23 protein-coding genes and 1 riboswitch are annotated in these 22377 nt (G+C 36.2%); of the genes, 17 read left to right on the top strand and 6 right to left on the bottom strand.

Annotated features, from left to right (window positions below):
• Window positions 1-112: 112 nt before the first annotated feature.
• The 6 genes from AC2CGN_RS17675 to AC2CGN_RS17700 all read left to right on the top strand — a co-directional run bounded on the left by AC2CGN_RS17675 (window position 113) and on the right by AC2CGN_RS17700 (window position 7255).
• Window positions 113-1855, top strand: a complete 1743-nt coding sequence (locus AC2CGN_RS17675; protein ID WP_429982035.1) for an ABC transporter ATP-binding protein — start codon at window positions 113-115, stop codon at window positions 1853-1855.
• Window positions 1852-3588 carry an ABC transporter ATP-binding protein gene (locus tag AC2CGN_RS17680; protein WP_429987497.1) on the top strand — a complete coding sequence of 579 codons (1737 nt, stop codon included), beginning with the start codon at window positions 1852-1854 and terminating at the stop codon, window positions 3586-3588. Before AC2CGN_RS17675 ends, AC2CGN_RS17680 begins: the two co-directional genes overlap by 4 nt.
• 242 nt (window positions 3589-3830) lie before the next feature.
• Window positions 3831-5264, top strand: coding sequence for a D-alanyl-D-alanine carboxypeptidase/D-alanyl-D-alanine endopeptidase (dacB, locus tag AC2CGN_RS17685; RefSeq protein ID WP_484515268.1), 1434 nt, complete (start codon window positions 3831-3833; stop codon window positions 5262-5264).
• Between the two features lie 274 nt (window positions 5265-5538).
• Window positions 5539-5745 (top strand): SDR family NAD(P)-dependent oxidoreductase, encoded by a 207-nt coding sequence (locus AC2CGN_RS17690; protein ID WP_484515375.1) that lies wholly within the window; start codon window positions 5539-5541, stop codon window positions 5743-5745.
• Between the two features lie 163 nt (window positions 5746-5908).
• Window positions 5909-6343 carry a MarR family winged helix-turn-helix transcriptional regulator gene (locus AC2CGN_RS17695; protein ID WP_286925182.1) on the top strand — a complete coding sequence of 145 codons (435 nt, stop codon included), beginning with the start codon at window positions 5909-5911 and terminating at the stop codon, window positions 6341-6343.
• A gap of 138 nt (window positions 6344-6481) precedes the next feature.
• Complete coding sequence (locus AC2CGN_RS17700; RefSeq protein WP_484515270.1) at window positions 6482-7255, top strand: IclR family transcriptional regulator; 774 nt, start codon at window positions 6482-6484, stop codon at window positions 7253-7255.
• A gap of 51 nt (window positions 7256-7306) precedes the next feature.
• Here AC2CGN_RS17700 and AC2CGN_RS17705 read toward each other — a convergent pair whose 3' ends face one another.
• Complete coding sequence (locus AC2CGN_RS17705; RefSeq protein WP_484515272.1) at window positions 7307-8491, bottom strand: aminotransferase class V-fold PLP-dependent enzyme; 1185 nt, start codon at window positions 8489-8491, stop codon at window positions 7307-7309.
• 13 nt (window positions 8492-8504) lie between these two features.
• The gene (locus tag AC2CGN_RS17710; RefSeq protein WP_484515274.1) at window positions 8505-9593 is read right to left on the bottom strand and encodes a M24 family metallopeptidase; all 1089 of its coding nucleotides are present in this window, start codon (window positions 9591-9593) and stop codon (window positions 8505-8507) included.
• Between the two features lie 378 nt (window positions 9594-9971).
• On the opposite strand from AC2CGN_RS17710, the gene AC2CGN_RS17715 reads away from it, so the two are divergent.
• From AC2CGN_RS17715 to lepB, 3 genes are all read left to right on the top strand, one after another.
• The gene (locus AC2CGN_RS17715) at window positions 9972-10904 is read left to right on the top strand and encodes an LCP family glycopolymer transferase (RefSeq protein WP_286925178.1); all 933 of its coding nucleotides are present in this window, start codon (window positions 9972-9974) and stop codon (window positions 10902-10904) included.
• 524 nt (window positions 10905-11428) lie between these two features.
• Window positions 11429-11536 carry a transcriptional regulator gene (locus tag AC2CGN_RS17720; protein ID WP_283868289.1) on the top strand — a complete coding sequence of 36 codons (108 nt, stop codon included), beginning with the start codon at window positions 11429-11431 and terminating at the stop codon, window positions 11534-11536.
• 144 nt (window positions 11537-11680) lie between these two features.
• On the top strand, window positions 11681-12241 hold the full coding sequence (gene lepB, locus AC2CGN_RS17725; RefSeq protein ID WP_283868288.1) for a signal peptidase I: 561 nt from the start codon (window positions 11681-11683) through the stop codon (window positions 12239-12241).
• A 93-nt stretch (window positions 12242-12334) separates the two neighbouring features.
• Here the strand turns inward: lepB and AC2CGN_RS17730 are convergent, their stop codons facing one another.
• Entirely contained in the window at window positions 12335-12541 is a 207-nt protein-coding gene (locus tag AC2CGN_RS17730) for a hypothetical protein (protein WP_286925177.1), read from the bottom strand.
• A gap of 225 nt (window positions 12542-12766) precedes the next feature.
• Window positions 12767-12866: riboswitch (purine riboswitch) on the top strand.
• 69 nt (window positions 12867-12935) lie between these two features.
• Here AC2CGN_RS17730 and AC2CGN_RS17735 point away from each other — a divergent pair.
• From AC2CGN_RS17735 to AC2CGN_RS17750, 4 genes are all read left to right on the top strand, one after another.
• Window positions 12936-14126 carry an MFS transporter gene (locus AC2CGN_RS17735; RefSeq protein ID WP_484515277.1) on the top strand — a complete coding sequence of 397 codons (1191 nt, stop codon included), beginning with the start codon at window positions 12936-12938 and terminating at the stop codon, window positions 14124-14126.
• A gap of 108 nt (window positions 14127-14234) precedes the next feature.
• On the top strand, window positions 14235-14519 hold the full coding sequence (locus tag AC2CGN_RS17740) for a hypothetical protein (RefSeq protein ID WP_484515279.1): 285 nt from the start codon (window positions 14235-14237) through the stop codon (window positions 14517-14519).
• A gap of 17 nt (window positions 14520-14536) precedes the next feature.
• Entirely contained in the window at window positions 14537-14731 is a 195-nt protein-coding gene (locus AC2CGN_RS17745; RefSeq protein WP_286925174.1) for a hypothetical protein, read from the top strand.
• Window positions 14732-14994: 263 nt separating this feature from the next.
• Window positions 14995-17601: a cation-translocating P-type ATPase gene (locus AC2CGN_RS17750; RefSeq protein WP_484515281.1), complete on the top strand. Its 2607-nt coding sequence runs from the start codon at window positions 14995-14997 to the stop codon at window positions 17599-17601.
• Between the two features lie 244 nt (window positions 17602-17845).
• Here AC2CGN_RS17750 and AC2CGN_RS17755 read toward each other — a convergent pair whose 3' ends face one another.
• The 3 genes from AC2CGN_RS17755 to AC2CGN_RS17765 form a co-directional block, all read right to left on the bottom strand.
• Window positions 17846-18334 carry a DUF3231 family protein gene (locus AC2CGN_RS17755; protein ID WP_484515283.1) on the bottom strand — a complete coding sequence of 163 codons (489 nt, stop codon included), beginning with the start codon at window positions 18332-18334 and terminating at the stop codon, window positions 17846-17848.
• An 81-nt stretch (window positions 18335-18415) separates the two neighbouring features.
• Window positions 18416-18706, bottom strand: a complete 291-nt coding sequence (locus AC2CGN_RS17760; RefSeq protein WP_286925171.1) for a hypothetical protein — start codon at window positions 18704-18706, stop codon at window positions 18416-18418.
• 119 nt (window positions 18707-18825) lie between these two features.
• A complete protein-coding gene (locus AC2CGN_RS17765) occupies window positions 18826-19491 on the bottom strand; it encodes a cupin domain-containing protein (protein ID WP_429988990.1) in 666 nt (221 codons plus the stop codon).
• A 153-nt stretch (window positions 19492-19644) separates the two neighbouring features.
• On the opposite strand from AC2CGN_RS17765, the gene AC2CGN_RS17770 reads away from it, so the two are divergent.
• The 4 genes from AC2CGN_RS17770 to AC2CGN_RS17785 are packed head-to-tail and all read left to right on the top strand — an operon-like array spanning window position 19645 to window position 21973.
• On the top strand, window positions 19645-20025 hold the full coding sequence (locus AC2CGN_RS17770; protein WP_484515285.1) for a hypothetical protein: 381 nt from the start codon (window positions 19645-19647) through the stop codon (window positions 20023-20025).
• A complete protein-coding gene (locus AC2CGN_RS17775) occupies window positions 20022-21281 on the top strand; it encodes a Y-family DNA polymerase (protein ID WP_484515287.1) in 1260 nt (419 codons plus the stop codon). The genes AC2CGN_RS17770 and AC2CGN_RS17775 overlap by 4 nt, the downstream gene beginning before the upstream one ends.
• A gap of 13 nt (window positions 21282-21294) precedes the next feature.
• The gene (locus AC2CGN_RS17780; RefSeq protein WP_286925167.1) at window positions 21295-21630 is read left to right on the top strand and encodes a YolD-like family protein; all 336 of its coding nucleotides are present in this window, start codon (window positions 21295-21297) and stop codon (window positions 21628-21630) included.
• Window positions 21623-21973, top strand: a complete 351-nt coding sequence (locus AC2CGN_RS17785) for a YhjD family protein (RefSeq protein WP_286925166.1) — start codon at window positions 21623-21625, stop codon at window positions 21971-21973. The genes AC2CGN_RS17780 and AC2CGN_RS17785 overlap by 8 nt, the downstream gene beginning before the upstream one ends.
• The last annotated feature ends 404 nt before the right edge of the window (window positions 21974-22377 follow it).

Genomic DNA, 22377 nt, shown 5'->3' on the forward strand with positions numbered 1-22377 from the left:
AAGGAGTGTAGATAGTATGCGAAGTACAGATCAAAACGTGATTTTCAACAAGGAATTTCTGGATAGTGGGTAGCTATGCTTTAACAGCACGAGGGAAAGAAGGTTATAATGTATGTTTGATGTTTTAAGTAAGCTAGGCTGGTTTTTTAAGCAATACTGGAAGCAATACACTGTGGCAATCGTGTTCTTAATAATAGCCAGTGCTTTAGAGGTAGTACCTCCGTATTTACTGGGGTCTATTATTGATATATTGACTGCTGGGGAAATGTCACCAGCTATTTTATCAAAGTATATTTTGATTTTTGTGGGAATCATTATAGGTGGTTATGCCCTGAATTTTGTGTGGCAATTCCGACTATTTGAAGGGGCTATTAATCTAGAAAAAATATTACGTCGGAATCTTATGCAGCATTTTTTACGTATGACACCAACGTTCTATGAAAAAAATCGCACTGGGGATTTAATGGCACGTGCAACGAATGATTTAAACGCCGTATCATTAACTGCTGGGTTTGGGATTATGACCCTGATTGATTCAACGATTTATATGGGATGTATTATTTTTGCCATGGGCTATATGATTTCTTGGAAGCTTACATTTTTTGCCATGCTCCCTGTTCCTATCATGGCTATTCTAATTCAATATCTAGGGAAAATTGTGCATGAGCGTTATATGAAGGCGCAAGATACATTTGGAGAGCTGAATGATAGCGTGCTAGAGTCGGTTGCAGGTGTACGAGTTGTACGTGCATATGTGCAGGAAAAAAAGGATGAGGCAAATTTTGCTGAGATGAGTGAAATTGTCTATGAAAAAAATATGCATACAGCAAAAATTAACGCTTTATTTGGACCGATTACAAAAGTCGGTACTGGCATTAGTTATGTTGTAGCACTTGGCTACGGAGCCCATTTGGTTGCCACTGAGGCGATGACAGTAGGGCAACTTGTGACATTCAATGTTTACTTGGGGTTAGCGGTTTGGCCAATATTTGCCATCGGTGAGCTTATAAATGTGATGCAGCAAGGAAATGCTTCTCTTGATCGTGTACAGGAAACGCTTAACTACGAGGCTGATGTTCAAAATATTGCGAATCCACAAATGATTGCGACACCTAATGGAATTGGCTTTGATGATTTAACATTCCAATATCCTATGAGTCAGGTGAAAAACCTTCAACGAATCTCATTGTCGCTGAAAAAAGGGCAGACACTTGGCATTGTTGGGAAAACTGGAGCTGGTAAAACAACGTTCCTGCGACAATTATTACGTGAGTATCCAATTGGTGAGGGACAGCTATCAATAGATGGAGTAGATATTACTGCACAAACGAAAGAGCAATTACTCGATTGGATTGGTTATGTACCGCAGGATCATGTGCTGTTCTCACGCACAATTCGGGAAAATATTTTATTTGGAAAAGAAGATGCAACACAGGCTGAATTGCAACAGGCGATTCACGCTGCATACTTTGAAAAGGATTTAGAAAATTTACCTATGGGTCTTGAAACACTTGTGGGTGAGAAGGGCGTTTCCCTTTCAGGTGGTCAAAAGCAACGTGTGTCCATTGCACGTGCCTTGATTAAGGATCCTGAAATTTTAATGTTGGATGATTCATTATCTGCTGTAGATGCTAAAACAGAGGCAAAAATTATTGAAAATATTCAACGGGAACGTCAAGATAAAACGACAATTATTACCACACATCGATTATCAGGCATACAGCATGCAGATATAATCATCGTGCTAGATGAAGGTCAAATAATTGAACAGGGCACACATGAGCAGCTTCTTGCACTACAGGGATGGTATAAAGAGCAATTCGACCGTCAGCAGCTAGAAGGAGGTGCCTCATGAGTACGAGTCAACGTTTAACACGCTATGCCATGTATTTTAAAAAACCAATTTTCCTTGGCTTATTTTTCTTAACAATTGCCGTATTTACCGAGCTTGTTGGGCCATTTATTGCCAAGCATATCATTGATAATTATATGACAATCGGTCACATTGAAATAAAACCAATTACATGGCTATTACTAGTTTATTTAATTTTAGCAATTGCTACTGCGGTATTACGCTATTTTATGTATATTTATTTGCAAGTTGGTGCTAACCGCGTAGTACAAAAATTGCGTAAGGATGTATTTGAGCATATTCAAACACTCCCAATACAATATTTCGATAATTTACCAGCAGGAAAAATTGTAGCCCGTGTTACGAATGATACGGAGGCAGTTCGAAATTTATATGTACAGGTACTATCCAATTTTGCAACGAGTTTCATTTCAATTATTGGTGTTTACATTGCACTATTCATTTTAAACTGGAAAATGGCTATGTTAGCCTTACTTATGATTCCAGTAGTTTATTTATGGATGATTTTATATCGTAAATTTGCTTCTAAGTATAATGATGTCATTCGTACCAAAATTGCAGATATCAACGCTATGATCAATGAATCCATTCAAGGAATGACGATTATTCAGGCATTTCGTCGAGAGCAGCAAATGACAAAGGAATTTGATGATATGAATAATGAGCATTATGCGTATGAACGCAAGCTGCTTGTTCTTGATTCGGCGACTTCCTTTAACCTTGTTAATACATTAAGATTGATCATGTTTACGGTCTTTATTTTCTACTTTGGTACACAATCCTTTACGGCAACGCAAGTGATATCCGCAGGAACCCTGTATGCCTTTGTGGATTACTTAACAAAATTATTCAATCCTATCACAAATATTGTCAATCAGTTTTCTCAGCTGGAACGTTCACTTGTTGCAGGAAAACGTGTATTCGAGGTGCTGGATATTAGTGGTGAGCCTGTCTCTGTAAAAAGCATACCAAGATATGAAGGAAATGTGGTTTTCCAAGATGTTTCCTTTGCCTATAAAAATGAGGAATATGTATTGAAAAACCTTTCCTTTGAAGCTCATCAAGGCGAAACAATTGCCTTAGTAGGTCATACTGGATCTGGGAAAAGCTCTATTATGAACTTATTATTCCGCTTCTATGATCCATCTAAAGGAAAAATTACTATCGATGGTATAGATATTACTTCGGTGCCACGACAAACAATGCGTGAGCATATGGGTATTGTTTTACAGGACCCTTATTTATTTACGGGAACGATTGCTGCGAACGTTAGCTTAAATAACCCTAAAATCTCACGTGAAAAAATAGAAGCTTCATTGAAGGCTGTTGGTGGGGAACGTGTTTTAGCAAATCTACCAAATGGCTATGATGAGCCAGTGATTGAAAAGGGGAGTACGTTGTCATCTGGACAGCGGCAGCTTATATCCTTTGCCCGAGCACTAGCCTTTGACCCTGCTATTTTAATATTAGATGAGGCTACTTCAAATATTGATACAGAAACAGAGGAAATTATTCAGCATGCGATGGATGTGCTGAAAAAAGGGCGTACAACATTTATCATTGCGCATAGACTTTCTACTATTAAAAATGCGGACCGTATCCTTGTACTAGATCGAGGTAAGATTGTAGAGCGAGGTACACATGATGAACTATTAGCACAGGGCGGTATTTACGAAAAAATGTATCAGATGCAGGCAAATTCATTACATCAATAATTAGGTTTGATAGTTGGAAGCCCCACTTAAAAGTGGGGCTTTTTTTAAGATGTGCTTTTTACATAATTGTGGGGCACAATCCAAAATCTGGAAGCGATTACGCCAAGTTGAAATTGATTCTTGTCGAAGAAAAAAGGTGACATGGTATTCTTTGTTAAATAATAAAGGTGTTTCATTGTAAAAGGCTAATTTTTTCCGTAGAATAAAGTGATAAAAGTTGAAAATTACCAATTGGAGGAACTATGAAAAAGAAATTTATAATTTGTACAATGATCTTTCTGTTGTGCTGCTTTCCAATCACTTCTATGGACAATGTGGAAGCAAGTGAACAAACAATGACAACAAAAGTGAATAGTATTATCTCAAAAAATTGGAAGAATAATGAGTACAGTATTACCGTACGAGATATGGAGACAGGTAATATCCTTTACAACAAAAACGGTGATAAAATGATACGTCCTGCTTCAACACATAAGCTTTTAGTGAGTGCTGCTGCATTGGATTTGCTTGGATCAGATTATCGTTTTGAGACAAAGGTCTATGTAGATGGACCAATCGAAGAGGGTGTTCTTCATGGCAATATTTATTTACAGGGCGGAGGAGATCCAACGCTTTTACCAGTCCATTTAGAATCATTTGCTAACGGACTAAAAAAAATAGGGATTTCAAAAATCACAGGCTCCTTAATTGCCGATGATACATGGTTTGATAAAGATCGTTTAGCAAAAGGCATTGTTCCTCAGGATGAAGCACTATCCTATGCATCACGTATTTCAGCATTAACGATTTCACCAAATGATCAATATGATATTGCTACTGTGCAAGTAAAAGTGACTGGCTCAAAGATTGGGACTATGGCAAATGTTCAGCTTGCCCCATTTGCTAGTACAATTCCAATTGTAAATAAGACTAGAATTGTTAAAAAGGGTGAAAAAAATACCATAACCATTACACGAGAATATGGTACAGACCGTATTGTTGTTAAAGGAAATTTACCAGCTGGTACAGAGAAAAGTACATATGTGACTGTTTATGATCCAACTTTGTATACACTTGATGTATTTCGGGAAAAATTACTAGCAAGGGGAATCCAAACAATGCCTCTGGAGGTTGGCGAGGTACCCGACAATGCAATGAGAGTAGGAATTTCCTATTCGAAGCCATTAAAGGATATTAATTTTCGATTTTTAAAACTAAGTATTAATGGTATGGGGGAAATGCTCACAAAGCAACTTGGACGAGAACTACTTGGAGAAGGAAGCTGGTCAGCAGGCATTCAAGCAATTCGTACATATGGTAATGATAATGGGCTAAATATGGAGCAGTGGTATTTTGAAGATGGTTCAGGTCTAAATCATCAAAATCGTGTAAGCAGTATGCAAGAAAGTCTACTGTTGTATAAAATTCGAAGTAAGTCTTGGTATTACTCCTACTTAGATGCATTGCCTCAGGCAGGAAGAAAAGGCAAGCTTGTTGGGGCGACATTAGAAAATCGCTTGCAGGGATATAGTGTATCTGCTAAAACTGGGTATATTTCTGGTGCTCATGCCTTAAGTGGCTATGTCAAAGGAAAAAGTGGTAAGTGGTACATTTTTAGTATTTTAACACAGGCCAATAAAACGTCAGCTATCCCAACCATCGATGACATTGTCAAGCAGATTGCAAATGAATTATAAAGCTTCGCGATAAGGAGTTCTTTGTGTAATCACAAAGCCGATTCCGGATGCAATTATGCCAAGGCAAAAATGATTGGACTGTGATCAATTGCCAAAAATTATCGATACAGTTATAGAAAAATACGGTAAACTAGATGTGCTAGTTAATAACGCCATGCGCAATACAAGTTACAATAGAAGATACGACACAGGCCTTGATTTATCATTTGGGATAGGATTTTTTATTTAATGCAAAACAGCATGACCCTGTTTAAAAGATGCAAAAGGAAAAGTTATTAACTTTGTATCTGGTGCTGGCCTACAAGAATATGAAACACAGTCGGCTTATACGGCTGCGAAAGAGGCAATCAGGGGTCTGTCTTGCGTTGCAGCAAATGAATGGGGACATTTTGATATGAATGTAAATAGTATTAGTCCACTGTCATTCACCAGGTTTACAAGCATAGGCAAAAGCACAACCCAAGTATTATGGAGCTGTTAGAAGTAAAATCTCGCTAGGTTGCTTCGGTGATGTTGAATAAGATATTGGTCGTGTAGCTGTTTTCCTAGCTTCAGATAATGCGCAATAGATCACTGATCAAACCATTATGGAGCGTGGGGTAGTAATGCTTCACTAATTGCTCGGGGCTTTGAGGAGGATTTTTTTGAAACAAACAAATATTTTTAAACTCATCCATATGATTGAGCAAATGAACAATGCTAATATTATTCGTTTTACAAAATCATTTCCCTATCCATTAGGGATTTCACCAATTCTAGTTTTAAATGAGCTTCAGACAAAAGGACCTCAGAAACAAGCAGAATTAGCAGAAACGATTGGCTATACAAAAGGAGCAATGACGAATATTGCTGAAAAATTAGTCAAGCTCGGTTTGGCAGAACGACTATATGATCCATCAGATCGTCGTACAATTCGCTTACAAATTACAACAGAAGGTGAAAAAGCGTTATTAAAAGCCCAATCCATTGGACAAGAAGTTTTTATACAGCTTTTTGAAGTATTGAATGAGGAAGAGATTGCACAATATTTACTGATTCAAGAAAAATTAGTGCAAGGAATACAAGACAAAAATATATAGATAGAGGAGTCGCTTCATTATGAGGTGGCTTTCTTTATTGTAAAATATATACATAATTTAGCTCGCAGGATTGAAAATTATGTAGATACATTTTATAATTAAATTGTGGTTCTAATATAGAGACATTCGAGGTGAAAAATGGCATTAAAAACATTAGATAATTCATTAGAAGTGTTAAAATATTTTAGCAAAGAGAATCCAACATGGGGAGTGCGTGAATTAGCAAAAGAAATGAATATAAGCCATTCTATCATTTACAGGATTTTAGCTACCTTTGAAAATCATGGCTTTTTAAACCAGAACCCTGAGACCAAAAAATATGAATTAGGACTACGTTTTTTAGAATACGGGCAAATGGTAAAAGAAAAATTGAATCTTTCTGATTTTGTTTTACCAATCATGAAAAAACTTTCTGAGGAAATAAAAGAATCCGTTTTTTTAACATGGCTTGACGGAGCAGATGGTGTTACGGTTGAAATGGCAGAAAGCTCGCAAACAATTAAGTTCTCTGTTTCAATGGGGACTCGTACACCGTTATACATAGGTGCTTCTTGTAAGACCATTATGGCTTACCTTCCAGAAGAGAAGCAGATGGACATTATGAATAGTGGCATGAAAAAGTTAACAACTGAGACAATTACAGACCCTGAGGAACTGTTAATTGATTTAGAAAAGATTCGAACACAGGGCTGGTGCTTTACTACAGGAGAGTATGCTCATTCAGTATTTGGTCTCGGCGTACCACTGTTTAATAATAAAGGTGAGATTATTGCTTCATTAACCATTGCTGGCCCTAATTATCGTAAACCAGTAGAGGAAAAGCTACCTGATATGGTCAAAGTGCTCCAATATGCAGCAATGAGTATCCAACGATATTTCGATCAATTTAGCTTTAAATTATATCATGAGTAATCCACAAAAGGCTCAGATGTTTTCTCTATGCTGAGCCCTTGTTTTTGTTATTTATCGTAATTCTTTTATCCATGAAATGGTATCATCAATTTCCTTGAACGTATTAAAATAATGTGGCGAGAAACGAGCCATCTTATTGATGTTGTTACGTTCCATAATTGTATTTGCCATAAAGGTGCCTGCCTCAATAATAACGCCATGCTGTGCTAAATAATTGGTCACATCATCTGGTGAAATACCTTCAATATTAAAAGGGGTAATTGATAAACGGTTTGCTACTTGCTGGGGCCCATATATGATCATACCTTCTATAGATTGAAGCTGCTCTAGCAAATAAGTAGTTAGTCGCCTTACTTGCTGATGAATGGCATGAATCCCAATATCATTAGCATAATCGATAGCTGCACCCAGTCCTAAAATACTTGGGATAACGGGGCATCCAGGTTCAAAGCGTTTGGCTGTTGCTACAAAAGAATAGTCATCGTTGCGATAGTCCCAATTGGTGCTTCCCCAACCAATCATAATCGGTGTTAGTGCTTGGATAAGCTCTTCACGAACATAAAGAATACCTGAGCCTTCTGGACCTCGCAGCCACTTTCGTCCACTGGTAAGTAAAAAATCACAGTCAAGATCTTTGACATCGATAGGAATCAAGCCCACTGTTTGGTTAGCATTGATTAATGTTAAAATATTCTTTTTCTTGGCTAGCTGACATATTTCCTTTGCCGGCTGAAGAGCACCTGAAGCATTAGACATATGTGCAAATGCAATCATTTTTGTTTTAGGTGTTATGAATTTTTCTAGTTTTTCTAGATCCACCATATAGTTTAAGTTTGTTTTAAAAACCTTGAAATGAACTCCTTGTTGCTTAAGTGCAAGCCAAGGCACATAGTTACTTAGCATCTCTGTATCCAAAACAATGACTTCATCGCCTTTTTCCCATTGCAGACCACCTGAAACAAAATTAATAGCCATGGAACCGTTTGGGACAAAGGCAATTTCTTCTTTTTTTGCGCCAATAAATACTGCTGATTTTTCACGAACGATATCAATATTTTCATAAGTTTCCTGACGAAATGAGGGCAAATAGGGACCAATGCTAGCTTGTTTCTGTATATAGCTTGTCATGGCATCTACTACTGGCTGCGGCATTGAAGAAGCAGCAGCTGTATTAAGATAGATATATTTGTCCAGCAGTGGCATATCCTTTTGAATCTTTTTTATATCAATTGTCATGTCTATCCCAGCCTTATAAATTAATTAATTCTTTGGAAAACGTCATTAAATTTTCATAGCCATCTTCTGTGACAATTAAGTTATCCTCGATACGGACACCGCCCACATCCTTTACGTATATCCCGGGTTCAATGGTAAAAGCCATGCCAGTTTTTAAAACGACATTATTATGCTGCATTAAATAAGGTTCCTCATGAACACTTAGTCCGACTCCATGACCTAGTCGATGTGTAAAAAACTTTCCATAGCCAGCATTTTGAATAATAGCTCTTGCAGTATCATCAATTTCATGAGCCGTTTTTCCGGGTTTAATAGTCTCTATGGCAGCTTCATTGGCTTGCTTAACGATACTATAGATTTTTTCTAACGTTGGTGAAATTTCTCCTACTGCCACTGTTCTTGTTATATCTGCCACATAGCCTTTATAAATCGAGCCAAAATCTAAAACAATTAATTCACCAGCTTCAATTGTTTTCGTAGAGGCTCTACCATGTGGAAGTGCACCTCTATAGCCAGAGGCAACAATTGTCCCAAATGGTGTTCCTTCAGATCCGCGACGTCTCATTTCATACTCTAATTGCGCAGCCACCTCCATTTCTGAAATCCCAGCTTTAATCATTGGTAATGTTGCTTTGAGACTTTCCTCTACAATGTTCACAGCTTGTCTCATTAATTGAATTTCGTTGCTATCTTTATTTATACGAAGTTCTCGAATCACTTCTCCTATATCATATAAATGCTCATATGTAAGTCCTTCAATTGTTCTTTGCTCTTTCACGTGCATGGAATCGAACTCTACCCCCACAATACCCAATAAGCCTATTTGTTGCTTTAATTGCGTAAGTGCATGAAAAGGTCCTTCTTCATCTGAATAAGAGAAAGTAGCATTACTGTTTTGGGCATCCATTTTATTTAACTCTACTTGCGGCATTAAAAAATATAGTTTTTCGTCTTTCGTGATAATTGCTAAAGCTATGCGTTCACTTTGTTTTAAATGTAGGCCTGTAAAATAGTACATATTGGGTCCTGGAACCAATATAGCCATGTCGATAGAGCTTTTCTTCATAAGGGAGACTAATTTTTCTCTTCTTTTTGTATACATTGAAAATACCTCCTAAATGTTAGTAAAATCACCCAATGTTGTTTCTTTTATAGAGACAACGTTTCTATTAAATTTAAAAATAGTATATATCAACAATAATGAATTTTCAATTAATCAGAAAATTATTTCTCAACTAGGTACTATTTCTTAGATGGTGATATGGTTTACATAGCTTTTTAAATCAGGCAGTAGGTATTTAACTCTTTAAAAGATTGGGTAGATAACTACCAATTAAGGGGTAGATTGGCGTATAATTAGCAAATACTAGTGTACGTCTTTTTTTCGTCCAATATGCATATAAATAGACTATATTAACTTTTTTCCAACTTAAGACGTCAAAAAGAGGGGTAAATTTTTTTAGCAAGAAAGGACTTATGTATGGAAAAAAATATGAAGCGCTCTAAAGAGAAAAAGAGCAAGAAGAAAATATGGCTTTGGATATTAGGCAGCCTAGCAGCAATTTTTTTAATTTTTTTAGGTACTGCTTATTACGCCATTCAGAAAACGATGAATAAAATAAATACACCCTTAATTGAAGCAACAGGCAATGATGGGATAGAGCAAAAAACAGTAACAAAAAAGGAACCATTCTCTGTATTACTGCTTGGAGTGGATGAGCGTAAAGATGATAGTGGACGTTCAGATACAATGATTGTTGTAACGGTTAATCCTGAAAAACAAACGATGAAAATGCTTAGTATACCACGAGATACACGGACGGAGATTATAGGTCATGATTCTGTTGACAAAATTAATCATGCCTATGCATTTGGGGGAGTTCCCATGGCAGTCGATACGGTAGAGCATTTTTTAGATATTCCAATTGATTATTATGTGTTTATTAATATGGAGGGCTTCCTTCAAATCATTGATACGATTGGTGGCGTTACCATCGAAAATGACATGGATTTAACCTATAATTCCTATCATTTTCCAAAGGGAGATGTCACTTTAACAGGTGATGAGGCACTCATTTTTTCTCGCATTCGATATGAAGATCCTCGTGGTGATTTTGGTCGACAAATTCGTCAACGGCAAATTATTGAGGCAGTTATGAAAAAGGCTTCTTCTACATCATCTATACTAAAGGCTACAGATATGCTGGAAGTTGTCGGTGATAATGTACGTATGAATTTCACCATGAAAGATTTAATTCAATTACAAAGTATTTATAAAAAAATGGATCGCAATATTGATCAGCTGTCATTTGAAGAGGGAGATGGCACAAAAATTAATCATATATGGTATTATATCCCAAATGATGCGGAGCTTCAAAAAATTCAAGCAGAGTTAAAAGGGCATTTAAAATAAACAGGAAGGAGGTTGATAGGTTATTTTTTGAGTAATGGTAGCTGTAAAAATTTATGATCGTGAAAGGGAGGGAGATGAATGAATGGGAGGACCCAGGTGCTTAGGTATACAGCTCTTAATAATTGCATGCAAAGCTATGTACCTAAACGTAAGGCTCAAAAACATCCAATCAGATCTTCTATACAGCAGTTACAACTATTGTGCTTAAAAATCTTTATGTAAACATAAAAAATCATTCAGGTAGGGTGCATGCCTAGTTGAATGATTTTTTTCTTTTTTATCTTCGTTCAGCAGAAGACTCCATCTTTACAGATAGTGGGATGAATGCAGTTTTGGTTCCTTTTCGGTGGGTGTCCAAATACCTACTGAAATAGTGGAACTCAGTCTAAGAACGCCACGTCCTGTGGTAATTTATCTGTAGCGAAAGCAAAGCGGCAGCTACAATTACGCAAGGCGAAATGATTTGAAATATCAGAAAATTTAGTGTATACTTTTATTTAGAAATGGTTAAGGGAGTGATTGTGATGATCATAGGCACAATTTTATTAGCAGTTGCATTACCTGTTGGTATTTTTTTAGCAGTAGACTTATTCAATGAACAACACCACTCTGCTACGCAAAGTAACCATTGATAATTAAAACAACTATGAATGAATCTAGGCAAAGTAAAAAAGGCTTTGTCTATTTTTTGTGGCTATGAAACAATTTATGTGAATCATTCGTCAATACACTTTAGAAAATGTTATACTATAAGAAAACAGTATCGGGGAATGAGTATGCAAGAGGAAAAAACAAATTTAAAAAAAGAAATCCTATCCTATCTTAAAATTATTGTGATTACAGCTATTGTTGTATTAGGCTGTAAGCAATTTTTATTCGCACCGATTAAAGTGCAGGGTGCTTCAATGTATCCCACTTATCATGATAAGGATATCATTATTGTTAGTAAAACGAGTAAAATTGAACGCTTTGATCAAATTGTTTTTCAATCACCAACAGAGGACGAGTTATATATCAAACGGGTAATTGGTTTGCCTGGTGACACAGTTGAAATGAAGGATGATGTTCTCTATGTTAATGGTAAGGCCTATAAAGAGGATTATGTAAATCGTCAAACGGATGATCCGAATCAATTACGCATTACAGAAAATTTCTCCTTAGAGCAACTGGTCAATGAAAAAAAGGTGCCTGAGGGAATGTATTTTGTTCTTGGTGACAATCGCCTAAAAAGTTACGATAGCCGTCATTATGGTTTAATTTCTAAAGATGCCATTTATGGTGAAGCTAAGGTCACACTCTATCCGTTTAATCAATTCCATATTGGTTCAAAAAAATAAAGAATCCTAAATAATAAATATGGAAAACTGAAAGGGCAGAAATATTGTTTTCAATCAATATTTCTGCCTTTTGCAATTTATTTTTTTGTCTTTTTAGTTATTTGATAGAGCCGTACATTCTTTATAAGTGGGATAATAGACACAAACCGTTGAATTTTCTACAGTTTCTTTGAGGGGAATTGGCTGTTTTCCTAGTTTAGAGGAAATGTTTGCTGGTTCATCGATTGCAAGCTCTTCTATTACTAGTTCAACGCCATAAAATAACACTAAGAAATAGCATACTAAACCTACTATACGCAAACAATCACCTCGCAATATTCTTTCTAGTATTATGTATGGTCAAATTTGAAAAAATATAAGTTAAATCTAAAATCTTTCTTCTGTAAATGCCATTTTTTATTGTAAGTTACTAGCTACATGTATAGATAAAATGGCATAAAATTCTATTTATAACCATTTTTGTATAGTGAATGTAAAGTAGAATCCTAAAAAACTGTTGTCATGTAAAATTCAATATGCTAATATAGCTAGGGTAAATATTTGATCTGTATAACCTCAATAATATGGATTGAGGGTCTCTACCAGGAACCATAAAATCCTGACTACAAAAATTGTGCTTCATTTTTGTAGTCAGGATTTTTTTGTTCGCCTAGAATCCTCTACAAAAATGATATCTAATGGAAGGGTGATTACGATGAATTGGAGAGTTTACATTCTTGCTGCTACTACCTTTGCAGTAGGATTAGTGGAGTTAATTGTTGGTGGTATATTACCAAAAATGGCAGAGGATTTAAATGTGTCCTTAGCAACGGCAGGTCAATTAATTACCATTTTTGCGCTTGTCTATGCAATTTCAGCGCCTGTCCTTTTATCATTAACAGCAAAAGTGGAAAGGAAGCGTTTATATCTTATTTCTTTATTAATTTTCACTATTGGGAATATCATGACATTTTTTAGTACAACATTCCTGACAGTGATGGTTGCTAGAATTTTCACAGCGATGAGCACAGCGTTAGTGATTGTCTTATCCTTAACGATTACAACAAAGATTGTCGAACCAAGACATCGTGCGAAAGCATTGGGGCTTGTTTTTGTTGGTGTCAGTTCCGCACTTGTCATTGGTGTACCAATGGGCATTTTTGTGACAGAGGCATTTGGCTGGCGAGCTGTGTTCTTAGGAATTGCTCTTCTCTCAACGCTGTCTATGATTCTTATTGCGTTGCTGCTTGAAAAAATGCCAGTGGTCGAAGTAGTCCCATTAAAGGCTCAAATTAAATCATTGGCTAATTTAAAAATCCTTAGTGCTCAACTAACTACACTTTTTATGCTGGCAGGTCATTATATGCTCTATGCATACCTCACACCGTTTTTAGTAGAAGCATTTCATATGAATGCTTCATGGGTTAGTATTTGTTATCTAATCTTTGGAATCGCATCTGTCAGTGGGAATGCACTTGGTGGCTGGTTGAGTGATAAGGTTGGTACTGGGAAAGCGATTATCATGGTTGTCTCAGCATTTGTGGTTGTATTATTTAGTATTCCTTATACAATTATTGCCTTACCACTGTTCCTAATTGTCACGGTTCTATGGGGGGCACTTAGTTGGGCACTTACTCCTCCGCTACAAAACTATTTAATACAAATTGATCCGAAAACATCTGATATTCAACAAAGCTTAAATACAGCCGCCTTACAGATTGGAATATCTTTAGGTTCTGCTGTTGGAGGAGCAATGTTTGCTGTAACGGGGTCTGTTATGCATTTATCTAGCTTTGGTGCCATTTTAGTTTTATGTGCATTAGGCTGCGCTATTTTCTCTTTAAAAAGAGCACCAGTTTCTCAAGAGCATGAGCTAGACATAACATCTGCTCAGCATCATTCATAGAAATTTTTAAATAGCTGGTTTTGGGGAAAATGACCAAAAAAGTCATTTGAAAAGAAGGACAATCATAGCTAGAGATAGAATGTAAGTGTAAGGGAGGTTGGTAAATATATGCAGATAGATTTAACAGAATTTAAAAATGTCAAAGTAGTTGCAACCATTGATCAGACGTTTTATCGAAATGTGGGTGCTATTGTTTTGTATGAAGAGGATTCACATACTTTATCTGTCCGCAAACTAAAAAGAATAATCGCCAATCAATATATACCAACAGACGAACTCGAAAACTTTATGTTTGATTCTCATGCTGATGCCATAAAGTTTACCCATAAACTCACTAGAATGAGTGCACTTGATTATTTACTAGTGGCGAATAAAGAGAAGCAGTTAAAATAATGTCCTTAGGAGAATTAATGCATGTGATTGAGGCATTTGGAGTAGCCATATTCCAAATGCCTTTTTTGTATGGATACGATATTCTTGGCGAATATTCGTTGACTACTGCTCAAATTGTTATGGCGTATCGTTCAGCTATCAAACAAATAATTAATTTCTCTATTGATTATTATCATACTGGAATAGGACAAGGAATAGATTGTTGTAGTTAAAGTATTTTAGGGGCTCAAGGAGATAGAGATCCGGCTAATGTAATACTATTTTTTGATATTCGTTGAAAGAAAACTACTGATGAGAATCTAAATCTTATTAGTTTTAAGGAGAAACGCCATAAAACAAAGATTTTACCTATTAAAAGGGATAGAGCCACTAATAAACTTTTCTCCTGAGTAGCTAGTCAGTGTGAGGGAATTTAGCATAATAAGCTTTAAGAGGATACGGCTCGTCTAATCATTTCAAATGGAGGGGGAATCGAATGTCAGAGTATCATCAACAGTCATCAGCTGAAGTTATGAAAACATTGAATGTAACAGATCAAGGATTGAGTGATTATGACGTTCAAAAGAGACAGGAAGTTTACGGCTATAATGTATTGGAGGAAGGGAAAAAGACAAGTACTATAGCCGTTTTTCTTGGTCAGTTTAAAGATTTATTAGTGATTATTTTAATCATTGCTGCATTCGTTTCTTTTTTATTAGGGGAAGTAGAAAGTACAATTGTTATCATGATTGTTGTTATTTTAAATTCAATTCTGGGCACTGTACAACATGTCAAGGCTGAACAATCTTTGGATAACTTAAAAGCATTAACCTCTCCAATTGCCAAAGTTATGCGCAATAATCAGCTAATAGAGATTTCTTCGGAAGATATAGTTGTTGGTGATCTTCTGTATTTGGAGGGTGGTGATTATATCAATGCAGATGGACGATTATTAGAAAGCCATAATTTGCATATCAATGAAAGCTCTTTAACAGGTGAATCCATTGCTGTGGCCAAACATATTGATCCAATCAGGAATAGCAATGTCACAGTGGCTGATAAAAAAAATATGGTGTACTCTGGAAGCTTTGTGACAAATGGGCGTGGCATTGTCATGGTTACAGCGATTGGCATGCAAACTGAAATCGGTAAAATTGCCAATCTATTAGATACGGCGAAAGAAAAGAAGACGCCTCTACAAATAAGTTTAGATCAATTTGGAGAAAAATTAGCTTTAGGTATTACATTAATTTGTTTAGCCATCTTTATAATTGACCTGTTTCGTGGACGAGCACTAGTAGAATCGTTTATGTTTGCTGTATCGCTTGCAGTTGCAGCAATTCCAGAGGCTTTAAGTTCAATTGTTACTATCGTATTGGCTTTTGGTACGCAAAAAATGGCTAAGGAAAATGCTATTATACGAAAGCTCTATGCCGTTGAAAGCTTGGGAAGTGTATCCGTTATTTGTTCGGATAAAACCGGCACATTAACTGAAAATAAAATGGTGGTTCAAGAGGTCTATGTGGACCAAAAAGTGATTCCACATGATTGGCTACACACAACGAATACAGTTGAGAAAGATTTAATTATCAAGGGAGTACTATGTAATGATGCGGTGGAAAGAAATCGAAAGGAAATAGGTGACCCTACTGAAATTGCTCTTGTGAAATTGGGGAAGCAATATGGCTTTGATGAAGCCATTATTAGGGAACGTTATCCAAGAATAGCGGAAATTCCTTTTGATTCAGATAGAAAGCTGATGAGTACTGTAAATAGGATGGATCAGCAATCGATTATGATAACCAAAGGAGCAGTAGATGTTCTTTTACCTAAAGTCATAAAAATTCAAACCTCTGCAGGAATTCTTGATATGAAACCGCACCATCGTCAAAAAATTGAAGCAGCGAATCGTGATTTCTCTATGAATGGGCTAAGGGTACTAGCCATTGCCTATAAGGAGGTAAGGGATAGTCAAGCTATCAATGTCAGAGCTGAACGAGATTTAATCTTTGTGGGGCTTGTTGCTATGATGGACCCACCAAGAAAAGAATCTAAAGATGCTGTTGAAAATTGTATAAAGGCTGGTATAAAACCAGTAATGATTACTGGGGATCATAAAATAACGGCGACTGCTATCGCCACGCAAATTGGCATTTTAAAAGATCCTTCAGAGGCGATTGAGGGGCATGAAATTGCAAATTTAACAGATCAACAACTACAGGAAAAGGTGAAAGATTTTTCAGTTTATGCACGTGTTACACCAGAGCAAAAAATTCGCATTGTAAAAGCATGGCAAGATTCAGGGAAGGTCGTTGCCATGACTGGAGATGGCGTTAATGATGGTCCTGCCCTAAAGCAAGCCGATATTGGTGTGGCGATGGGCATTGCAGGCACAGAAGTAGCTAAAGATGCCTCCTCAATGATTTTAACCGATGATAATTTTTCAACGATTGTCAAGGCTATTGCAAATGGCAGAAGTATTTATACGAATATTAAAAACGCTATTTTGTTCTTATTATCGGGAAATGCGGGTGCCATTTTTGTTGTGTTATATGCCACTATTTTAGGCTTACCAGTGCCCTTTGCACCTGTGCATCTCTTGTTTATTAACTTGTTGACGGATAGCTTACCCGCTATTGCAATTGGTCTAGAGCCTAATAACAAAAAAACAATGAAGGACAAGCCTCGGGATATCCATCAACCATTATTAAATAAAGTATTTACCACGCAGGTGGTGCTTGAAGGGATATTAATTGCCATCTCGACCATTATTGCCTTTGAAATTGGATTATCAACGGGCGATACTTTAACTGCGAGCACGATGGCATTTACCACATTATGTTTATCACGCTTAGTTCATGGTTTTAACTCTAGATCAAAAGAATCCATTTTTACCATTGGTGTATTTTCTAATAAATATACTTGGGTGGCATTTTTAATTGGCTTTTTAAGCTTACACGCCGTATTATTTATGCCAATGCTTATAGGCGTTTTTGAGGTTGCTACATTAAGTTTGGCACAATTAGGTTTTATTTATAGTCTGTCTGTTCTACCATTCCTTGTTAATCAGTGGTACAAGCTATTTTTTGTGAGAACTAGATAATAGGTGATAAAAGAAAATGATCAAGGAATTCAAAAGGAGGGTGATTTTTGTTCGAAGCCAATCGCTTTGCTGCTACCGCTTCGCTTTCGTACAAAAACATCTGTTGCTCCAAGCGGTTCATCGGACGCCCTCGGAAAAGCACTCAGTCAGAGCAGGGATCGATTTGGTCATGCCTTGACTTTTGTGGACATAATAGTTTTTAACAACATGACAAGCTCTCGTTTTTTTGAAACGAGAGCTTGTTTTATCTATTTGCCGCTGGAGCTAGTAACCAACCTTTGTTCTTACTTAACTGTATGAGCTTAGCACCTAATATAGCATATCTCATATGAAGCTCCCTATATTTTGACACGTACTTCTTTTTTACAGCTTTTTCAAAGGATTGGCTAACTGAAATAACTGAGGAAGCAATATTCATCGATAGAATGGCACTGATTTCAGTATCATTGATGGCCGTTTTCCCTCGTATATCTCCCATTTTTAATTTTTTATATTCAATAGATGCAGAAGGAGCGAGCACACCGTTGTCCTTTAATAAAGCTTGTAATTGCTTATTTTCCTCTTTTAAACATTGAATAAATTCTACGATAATCACCTTCAGATTTTTATCGACAACATGTTTAAAAAATGCATGATTAGACGCTATATAGCTATTATTAACGCCAAGCTGTGTCCAAATCTGAAAAATTTCCTTAAAACGTAATGACTCTAAATTATTATTTACTAATTCCATAACTACACTTCCTAATCCTCATCGCATTTGTTTTAAAATTAGGATGTGTTTTAAATTATAATTTTAATCATTTATTTACATTTATAGGTTATTTTTCTTTTTGTTTTTATAGCTATTAATAGTTGTTTTCAATGCGGCAAAGTTTCCAATTGCTGCATACCCATAAAAAAAGCCCATAAATACGCCTGCAAGAAGACTATGTCGATGGCTTATAAAGATAGAAATAATCAAGCCGATAGCAAGGGCAATTGCTGGAACATATTTAGGCTGAACATGCATAAATACCTTAATTAGCTGTGTAATAAGTAAAACGGCTGGAACGGCTATCACAGCATCCCAAAAATTTGTATGGATCAGTGGAAATAATTCCATTCTCTACACCTCATTTAGTAAAAACAAAGCGACTTTTATATAATAGGATTTCCTTTTTATTTATTTTTATGCGATAGATTGTGTAAAGTTGGTATCCTTTAGTGCCCCTACTTTATAGCTTAGTAATAGGAGCCATATGGATACATATATGAGTTACGGTGCGGGCATGAATACGGATTTGTATACTGTGGATATTGATACTTGTGTTTATGATGATGAGAATCTTTTGGTTTATCAGAAGCTGATTTTACACGATTACAATCTTTGGCTGGTCCAATATATGTTGATGGTACAACCGGTGCTATAGCTTTTTTCCACCGATTTTCATCTAAGCAATAAGTGTGAGCCATAATATTAGAAGGTGTAAATCTTAATATATCTGAGCCTAAAATAACCTCAGGGGTTGGGGCATCAAAAATAGCTAGTAAATGCGTGTCATCCTCAGTAGCTACCTCATAATGCCACCAGCCCTGTGGTACATTTGCCACTTGACCTGGTTCTATAGGATAGTTTTGAAGTTTCTTGGTAAAAGGATTCAGTATAGATACGATAGCTGCACCAGCAATACAATAGATAAGCTCTCCTGCATTTTGATGATAATGTGGTTCAATCACATTGTCTTTACTTAGAAAAATATCAAGCAAGGACACATTTTCCAATGTATTTAATTGTTCTACTCCAAGAACATTTATATAATTTCGATTATCTTTTTTAAATAGCGTACTTTTATTGACATCAAAAGTGAACTGTGTGGACGGTGACGTATAATCAATTGTTGAGCTAATAATGACATCCCTTCTAAATCAAAATGAAATACTCATCATAAGCATATGTATAAAGTTATTTTAGGCTTAAACAAAAGCCTATGTTTAGTTTCCACGTTAAAAGATTAAATTAGCTAAAATTACCACTTCTAATTAAGAACGTACGTGCGTATAATGAGAAAACAAACACTTGTTCTGAATTGGAGAACAGCTCTGTTGATTTTTGAGGAGGAAAGTAAAGGTGAAAGAACAGTTAATAAAGGTAATGTGCATCGACAAATAGTCAATAATAGTAAAATATTCAAATTAAGAGAAATAATGGGGGGAGTTGCGATGAGAGAACAACTGATTAAAGCTATGCAGCGCAAACAATTAGTGAACATGATGTATGTAGCAAAAGATGGTTCCATAACAAAAAGGCGTGTAAAAGTCATTAAAATTGTTGGTGATTCATTTCAAGCATTTTGTTTTACCAGACATGCCAAACGTACTTTTTTGATCAGTAACGTTCTAGCCGTTATTCCTTTTGTTAGTAGGGGACGTGAAGTTGTATGAATTATGAGAGTATGCCCAACAGACCTATTATGTGTATCGATATGAAATGCTTTTACGCCAGCATCGTAGCGATGTTACATGGGCTAGATGTTTTAAAGACTCCAGTTGCAGTAGTAGCCAATTTTGAACAACCAGGTAGCGTAGTGCTTGCTGCATCCCCCTTAATGAAAGAAAAATTTAGTATCAAAACTGGTAGTCGTCGTTATGAAATACCTAAACATCCTGATATTAGATTGTTTGAGCCTAAAATGGGTTTTTTTATTCAAATGTCGATGACGATTACAAAATTGATCTCTAATTACGTCCCAGTTGATGCTATACATGTGTATAGTGTAGACGAAAGTTTTGTTGATTTAACCGGCACTGAAAAGCTTTGGGGTTCACCTGAAGAAACGGCTAAGGAAATACAAAGGGCTATTCTTGACCAATTTAATATACCTAGTGCAGTAGGTATGGGACCAAATATGTTAATAGCCAAACTAGCCTTAGACCTTGATGCAAAGAAAACTGGTTTTGCCCAATGGACTTATGGGGATATTCCAAAGAAATTATGGCCTGTACGACCTCTATCCGAAATGTGGGGCATAGGAAAACGAATGGAAGCCAATCTAAATGCTATGGGGATACAAACAGTTGGTGGTTTGGCTAATGCTGATCTAAAAGAATTAGAAAAGCGCTTTGGTGTCATGGGCAATCAACTCTATCACCATGCATGGGGAATAGATCTATCCATATTAGGGGAGCCGTTAATAACAAACGGAGCTTTAAGTTTTGGGAAGGGTCAAATGCTGATGGGGGATTATCACACACGAAAAGAAATCTCGGTAGTGCTCCTTGAAATGTGTGAGGACGTAATGAAGCGAACGCGGGACGCAGGTTATGTTGGCCGTACAATTAGTATGGGTCTTTCTTATAGTCATAATGCCATGACCAAAGGATTCCATCGATCTAAAACGATTGCCGTACCAACAAGCGAAACACTTGTGATGTATAAAATTTGTCTTGAATTACTGGATAAACATTTTGCAGGTGAACCAGCTCGGCAGTTATCTGTCCGAATATCCAACCTGGAAAGAGAGCATAGTATCCAATTAGATTTATTCGATGATCGTAAGCCACAGCGTCAAATAATCGGCCCTACAATGGATGCAATACGCAACAGGTTTGGAGCTACCTCCATATTAAGAGCCGTTTCTTTCACAAAAGCTGGTACAGCTATTAATCGAGATCGCTTAGTTGGTGGTCATTTGGCATAGGAGTGATTTATGAATGATACAAGACAGAGGTAATATTAAATGGGCATCGATGATGTTACCGGAGCATTTAGAGCTTCTTAGAGAATATAAACAACAAGAACGTACAGAACAGCCGAGAGAATTGACTGAGTGGGAACTGGAAGAACTACAAAAAACAATTGATCAAGCTTTTAATCAGCAATTGGACATAAAATTAGACGTGTGGAAGGACTACAAAATCACACAATGGACTGGAATAATTAAATCGATGAATACTAATGAACTCATACTTGAAACACTACTTAAAACAAAAAGTATTCCAATCCAAAGTATTCAATCAGCTCAACTGGACGCTGATTACTATGATTAAAGCCGACGAAAGACAATTACTTCATAAGTATCTTTTGTTAGAACTAGCAATTAAATCATTGCAGGTTGACTATCATAAATTAGAACAGTTTAAAATGAAAACTGTATTTCTCCCAATGATGGATTCATTGCTAAAGAATCTAAGACAAGAATATTTTAACCTCAAAAGAGAACTTGCACAAAAACGTATACGAGTAGTAGGTTGGCAGCCAGTAGATGAATACTTTAGTGACGTGCAAGTTGCCACTGCAGGTAATGATGTAGTACTTCGTTATGCAAATCAGGCTCTTAAATCACAGGTGGAAAAGTTGTTGATTAATCATATAAGTGTAGCTTTAGAATAAAGACTGATTAAAAAATTTTATTTCCATATTTATCAACAAATGAAAAAACACTCCATTTTGAAAAAGATTGATCAAAATGGAGTTAATCGTTCCAACTAAGTATGAGATGTTTAGAAAGAAATTTGATCAATTAAATGAGCCTAATTCAACTAAGCACCCCAATTAGTTTAAGGTGAACTTATTAAACAATCCCGCTCTATTTTTGAAGGACACAAAATTATTAAAAAGTAACGACTGCATACATACGTTTTTAATGAGTAAACTAATAAAGTACAAATGATTCGTTTAGTTTCATTCTTCAATAAATGTTGGGTAATTTGGATATATAAGGGAGTTATTATTAAGAAAAGAAGGGGAGGTACGAGATGTTCGATCAAGTTGCGTATTTTATTTTTAGAGCCCTA

The sequence above is a fragment of the Lysinibacillus sp. DFXJR4 genome, from assembly GCF_057196045.1.

What these genes read in the sequence shown, in the direction of transcription:
- AC2CGN_RS17770 (WP_484515285.1), top strand. Translation starts at nt 19,645, where the DNA reads ATGAGAAAACAAACACTTGTTCTGAATTGGAGAACAGCTCTGTTGATT.
- AC2CGN_RS17775 (WP_484515287.1), top strand. Translation starts at nt 20,022, where the DNA reads ATGAATTATGAGAGTATGCCCAACAGACCTATTATGTGTATCGATATG.
- AC2CGN_RS17745 (WP_286925174.1), top strand. Translation starts at nt 14,537, where the DNA reads ATGCATGTGATTGAGGCATTTGGAGTAGCCATATTCCAAATGCCTTTT.
- lepB (WP_283868288.1), top strand. Translation starts at nt 11,681, where the DNA reads ATGCAAGAGGAAAAAACAAATTTAAAAAAAGAAATCCTATCCTATCTT.
- AC2CGN_RS17760 (WP_286925171.1), bottom strand. Translation starts at nt 18,706, where the DNA reads ATGGAATTATTTCCACTGATCCATACAAATTTTTGGGATGCTGTGATA.
- AC2CGN_RS17675 (WP_429982035.1), top strand. Translation starts at nt 113, where the DNA reads ATGTTTGATGTTTTAAGTAAGCTAGGCTGGTTTTTTAAGCAATACTGG.
- AC2CGN_RS17720 (WP_283868289.1), top strand. Translation starts at nt 11,429, where the DNA reads ATGATCATAGGCACAATTTTATTAGCAGTTGCATTACCTGTTGGTATT.
- AC2CGN_RS17750 (WP_484515281.1), top strand. Translation starts at nt 14,995, where the DNA reads ATGTCAGAGTATCATCAACAGTCATCAGCTGAAGTTATGAAAACATTG.
- AC2CGN_RS17780 (WP_286925167.1), top strand. Translation starts at nt 21,295, where the DNA reads ATGATACAAGACAGAGGTAATATTAAATGGGCATCGATGATGTTACCG.
- AC2CGN_RS17680 (WP_429987497.1), top strand. Translation starts at nt 1,852, where the DNA reads ATGAGTACGAGTCAACGTTTAACACGCTATGCCATGTATTTTAAAAAA.
- AC2CGN_RS17705 (WP_484515272.1), bottom strand. Translation starts at nt 8,491, where the DNA reads ATGACAATTGATATAAAAAAGATTCAAAAGGATATGCCACTGCTGGAC.
- AC2CGN_RS17710 (WP_484515274.1), bottom strand. Translation starts at nt 9,593, where the DNA reads ATGTATACAAAAAGAAGAGAAAAATTAGTCTCCCTTATGAAGAAAAGC.
- AC2CGN_RS17785 (WP_286925166.1), top strand. Translation starts at nt 21,623, where the DNA reads ATGATTAAAGCCGACGAAAGACAATTACTTCATAAGTATCTTTTGTTA.
- dacB (WP_484515268.1), top strand. Translation starts at nt 3,831, where the DNA reads ATGAAAAAGAAATTTATAATTTGTACAATGATCTTTCTGTTGTGCTGC.
- AC2CGN_RS17735 (WP_484515277.1), top strand. Translation starts at nt 12,936, where the DNA reads ATGAATTGGAGAGTTTACATTCTTGCTGCTACTACCTTTGCAGTAGGA.
- AC2CGN_RS17700 (WP_484515270.1), top strand. Translation starts at nt 6,482, where the DNA reads ATGGCATTAAAAACATTAGATAATTCATTAGAAGTGTTAAAATATTTT.
- AC2CGN_RS17740 (WP_484515279.1), top strand. Translation starts at nt 14,235, where the DNA reads ATGCAGATAGATTTAACAGAATTTAAAAATGTCAAAGTAGTTGCAACC.
- AC2CGN_RS17715 (WP_286925178.1), top strand. Translation starts at nt 9,972, where the DNA reads ATGGAAAAAAATATGAAGCGCTCTAAAGAGAAAAAGAGCAAGAAGAAA.
- AC2CGN_RS17755 (WP_484515283.1), bottom strand. Translation starts at nt 18,334, where the DNA reads ATGGAATTAGTAAATAATAATTTAGAGTCATTACGTTTTAAGGAAATT.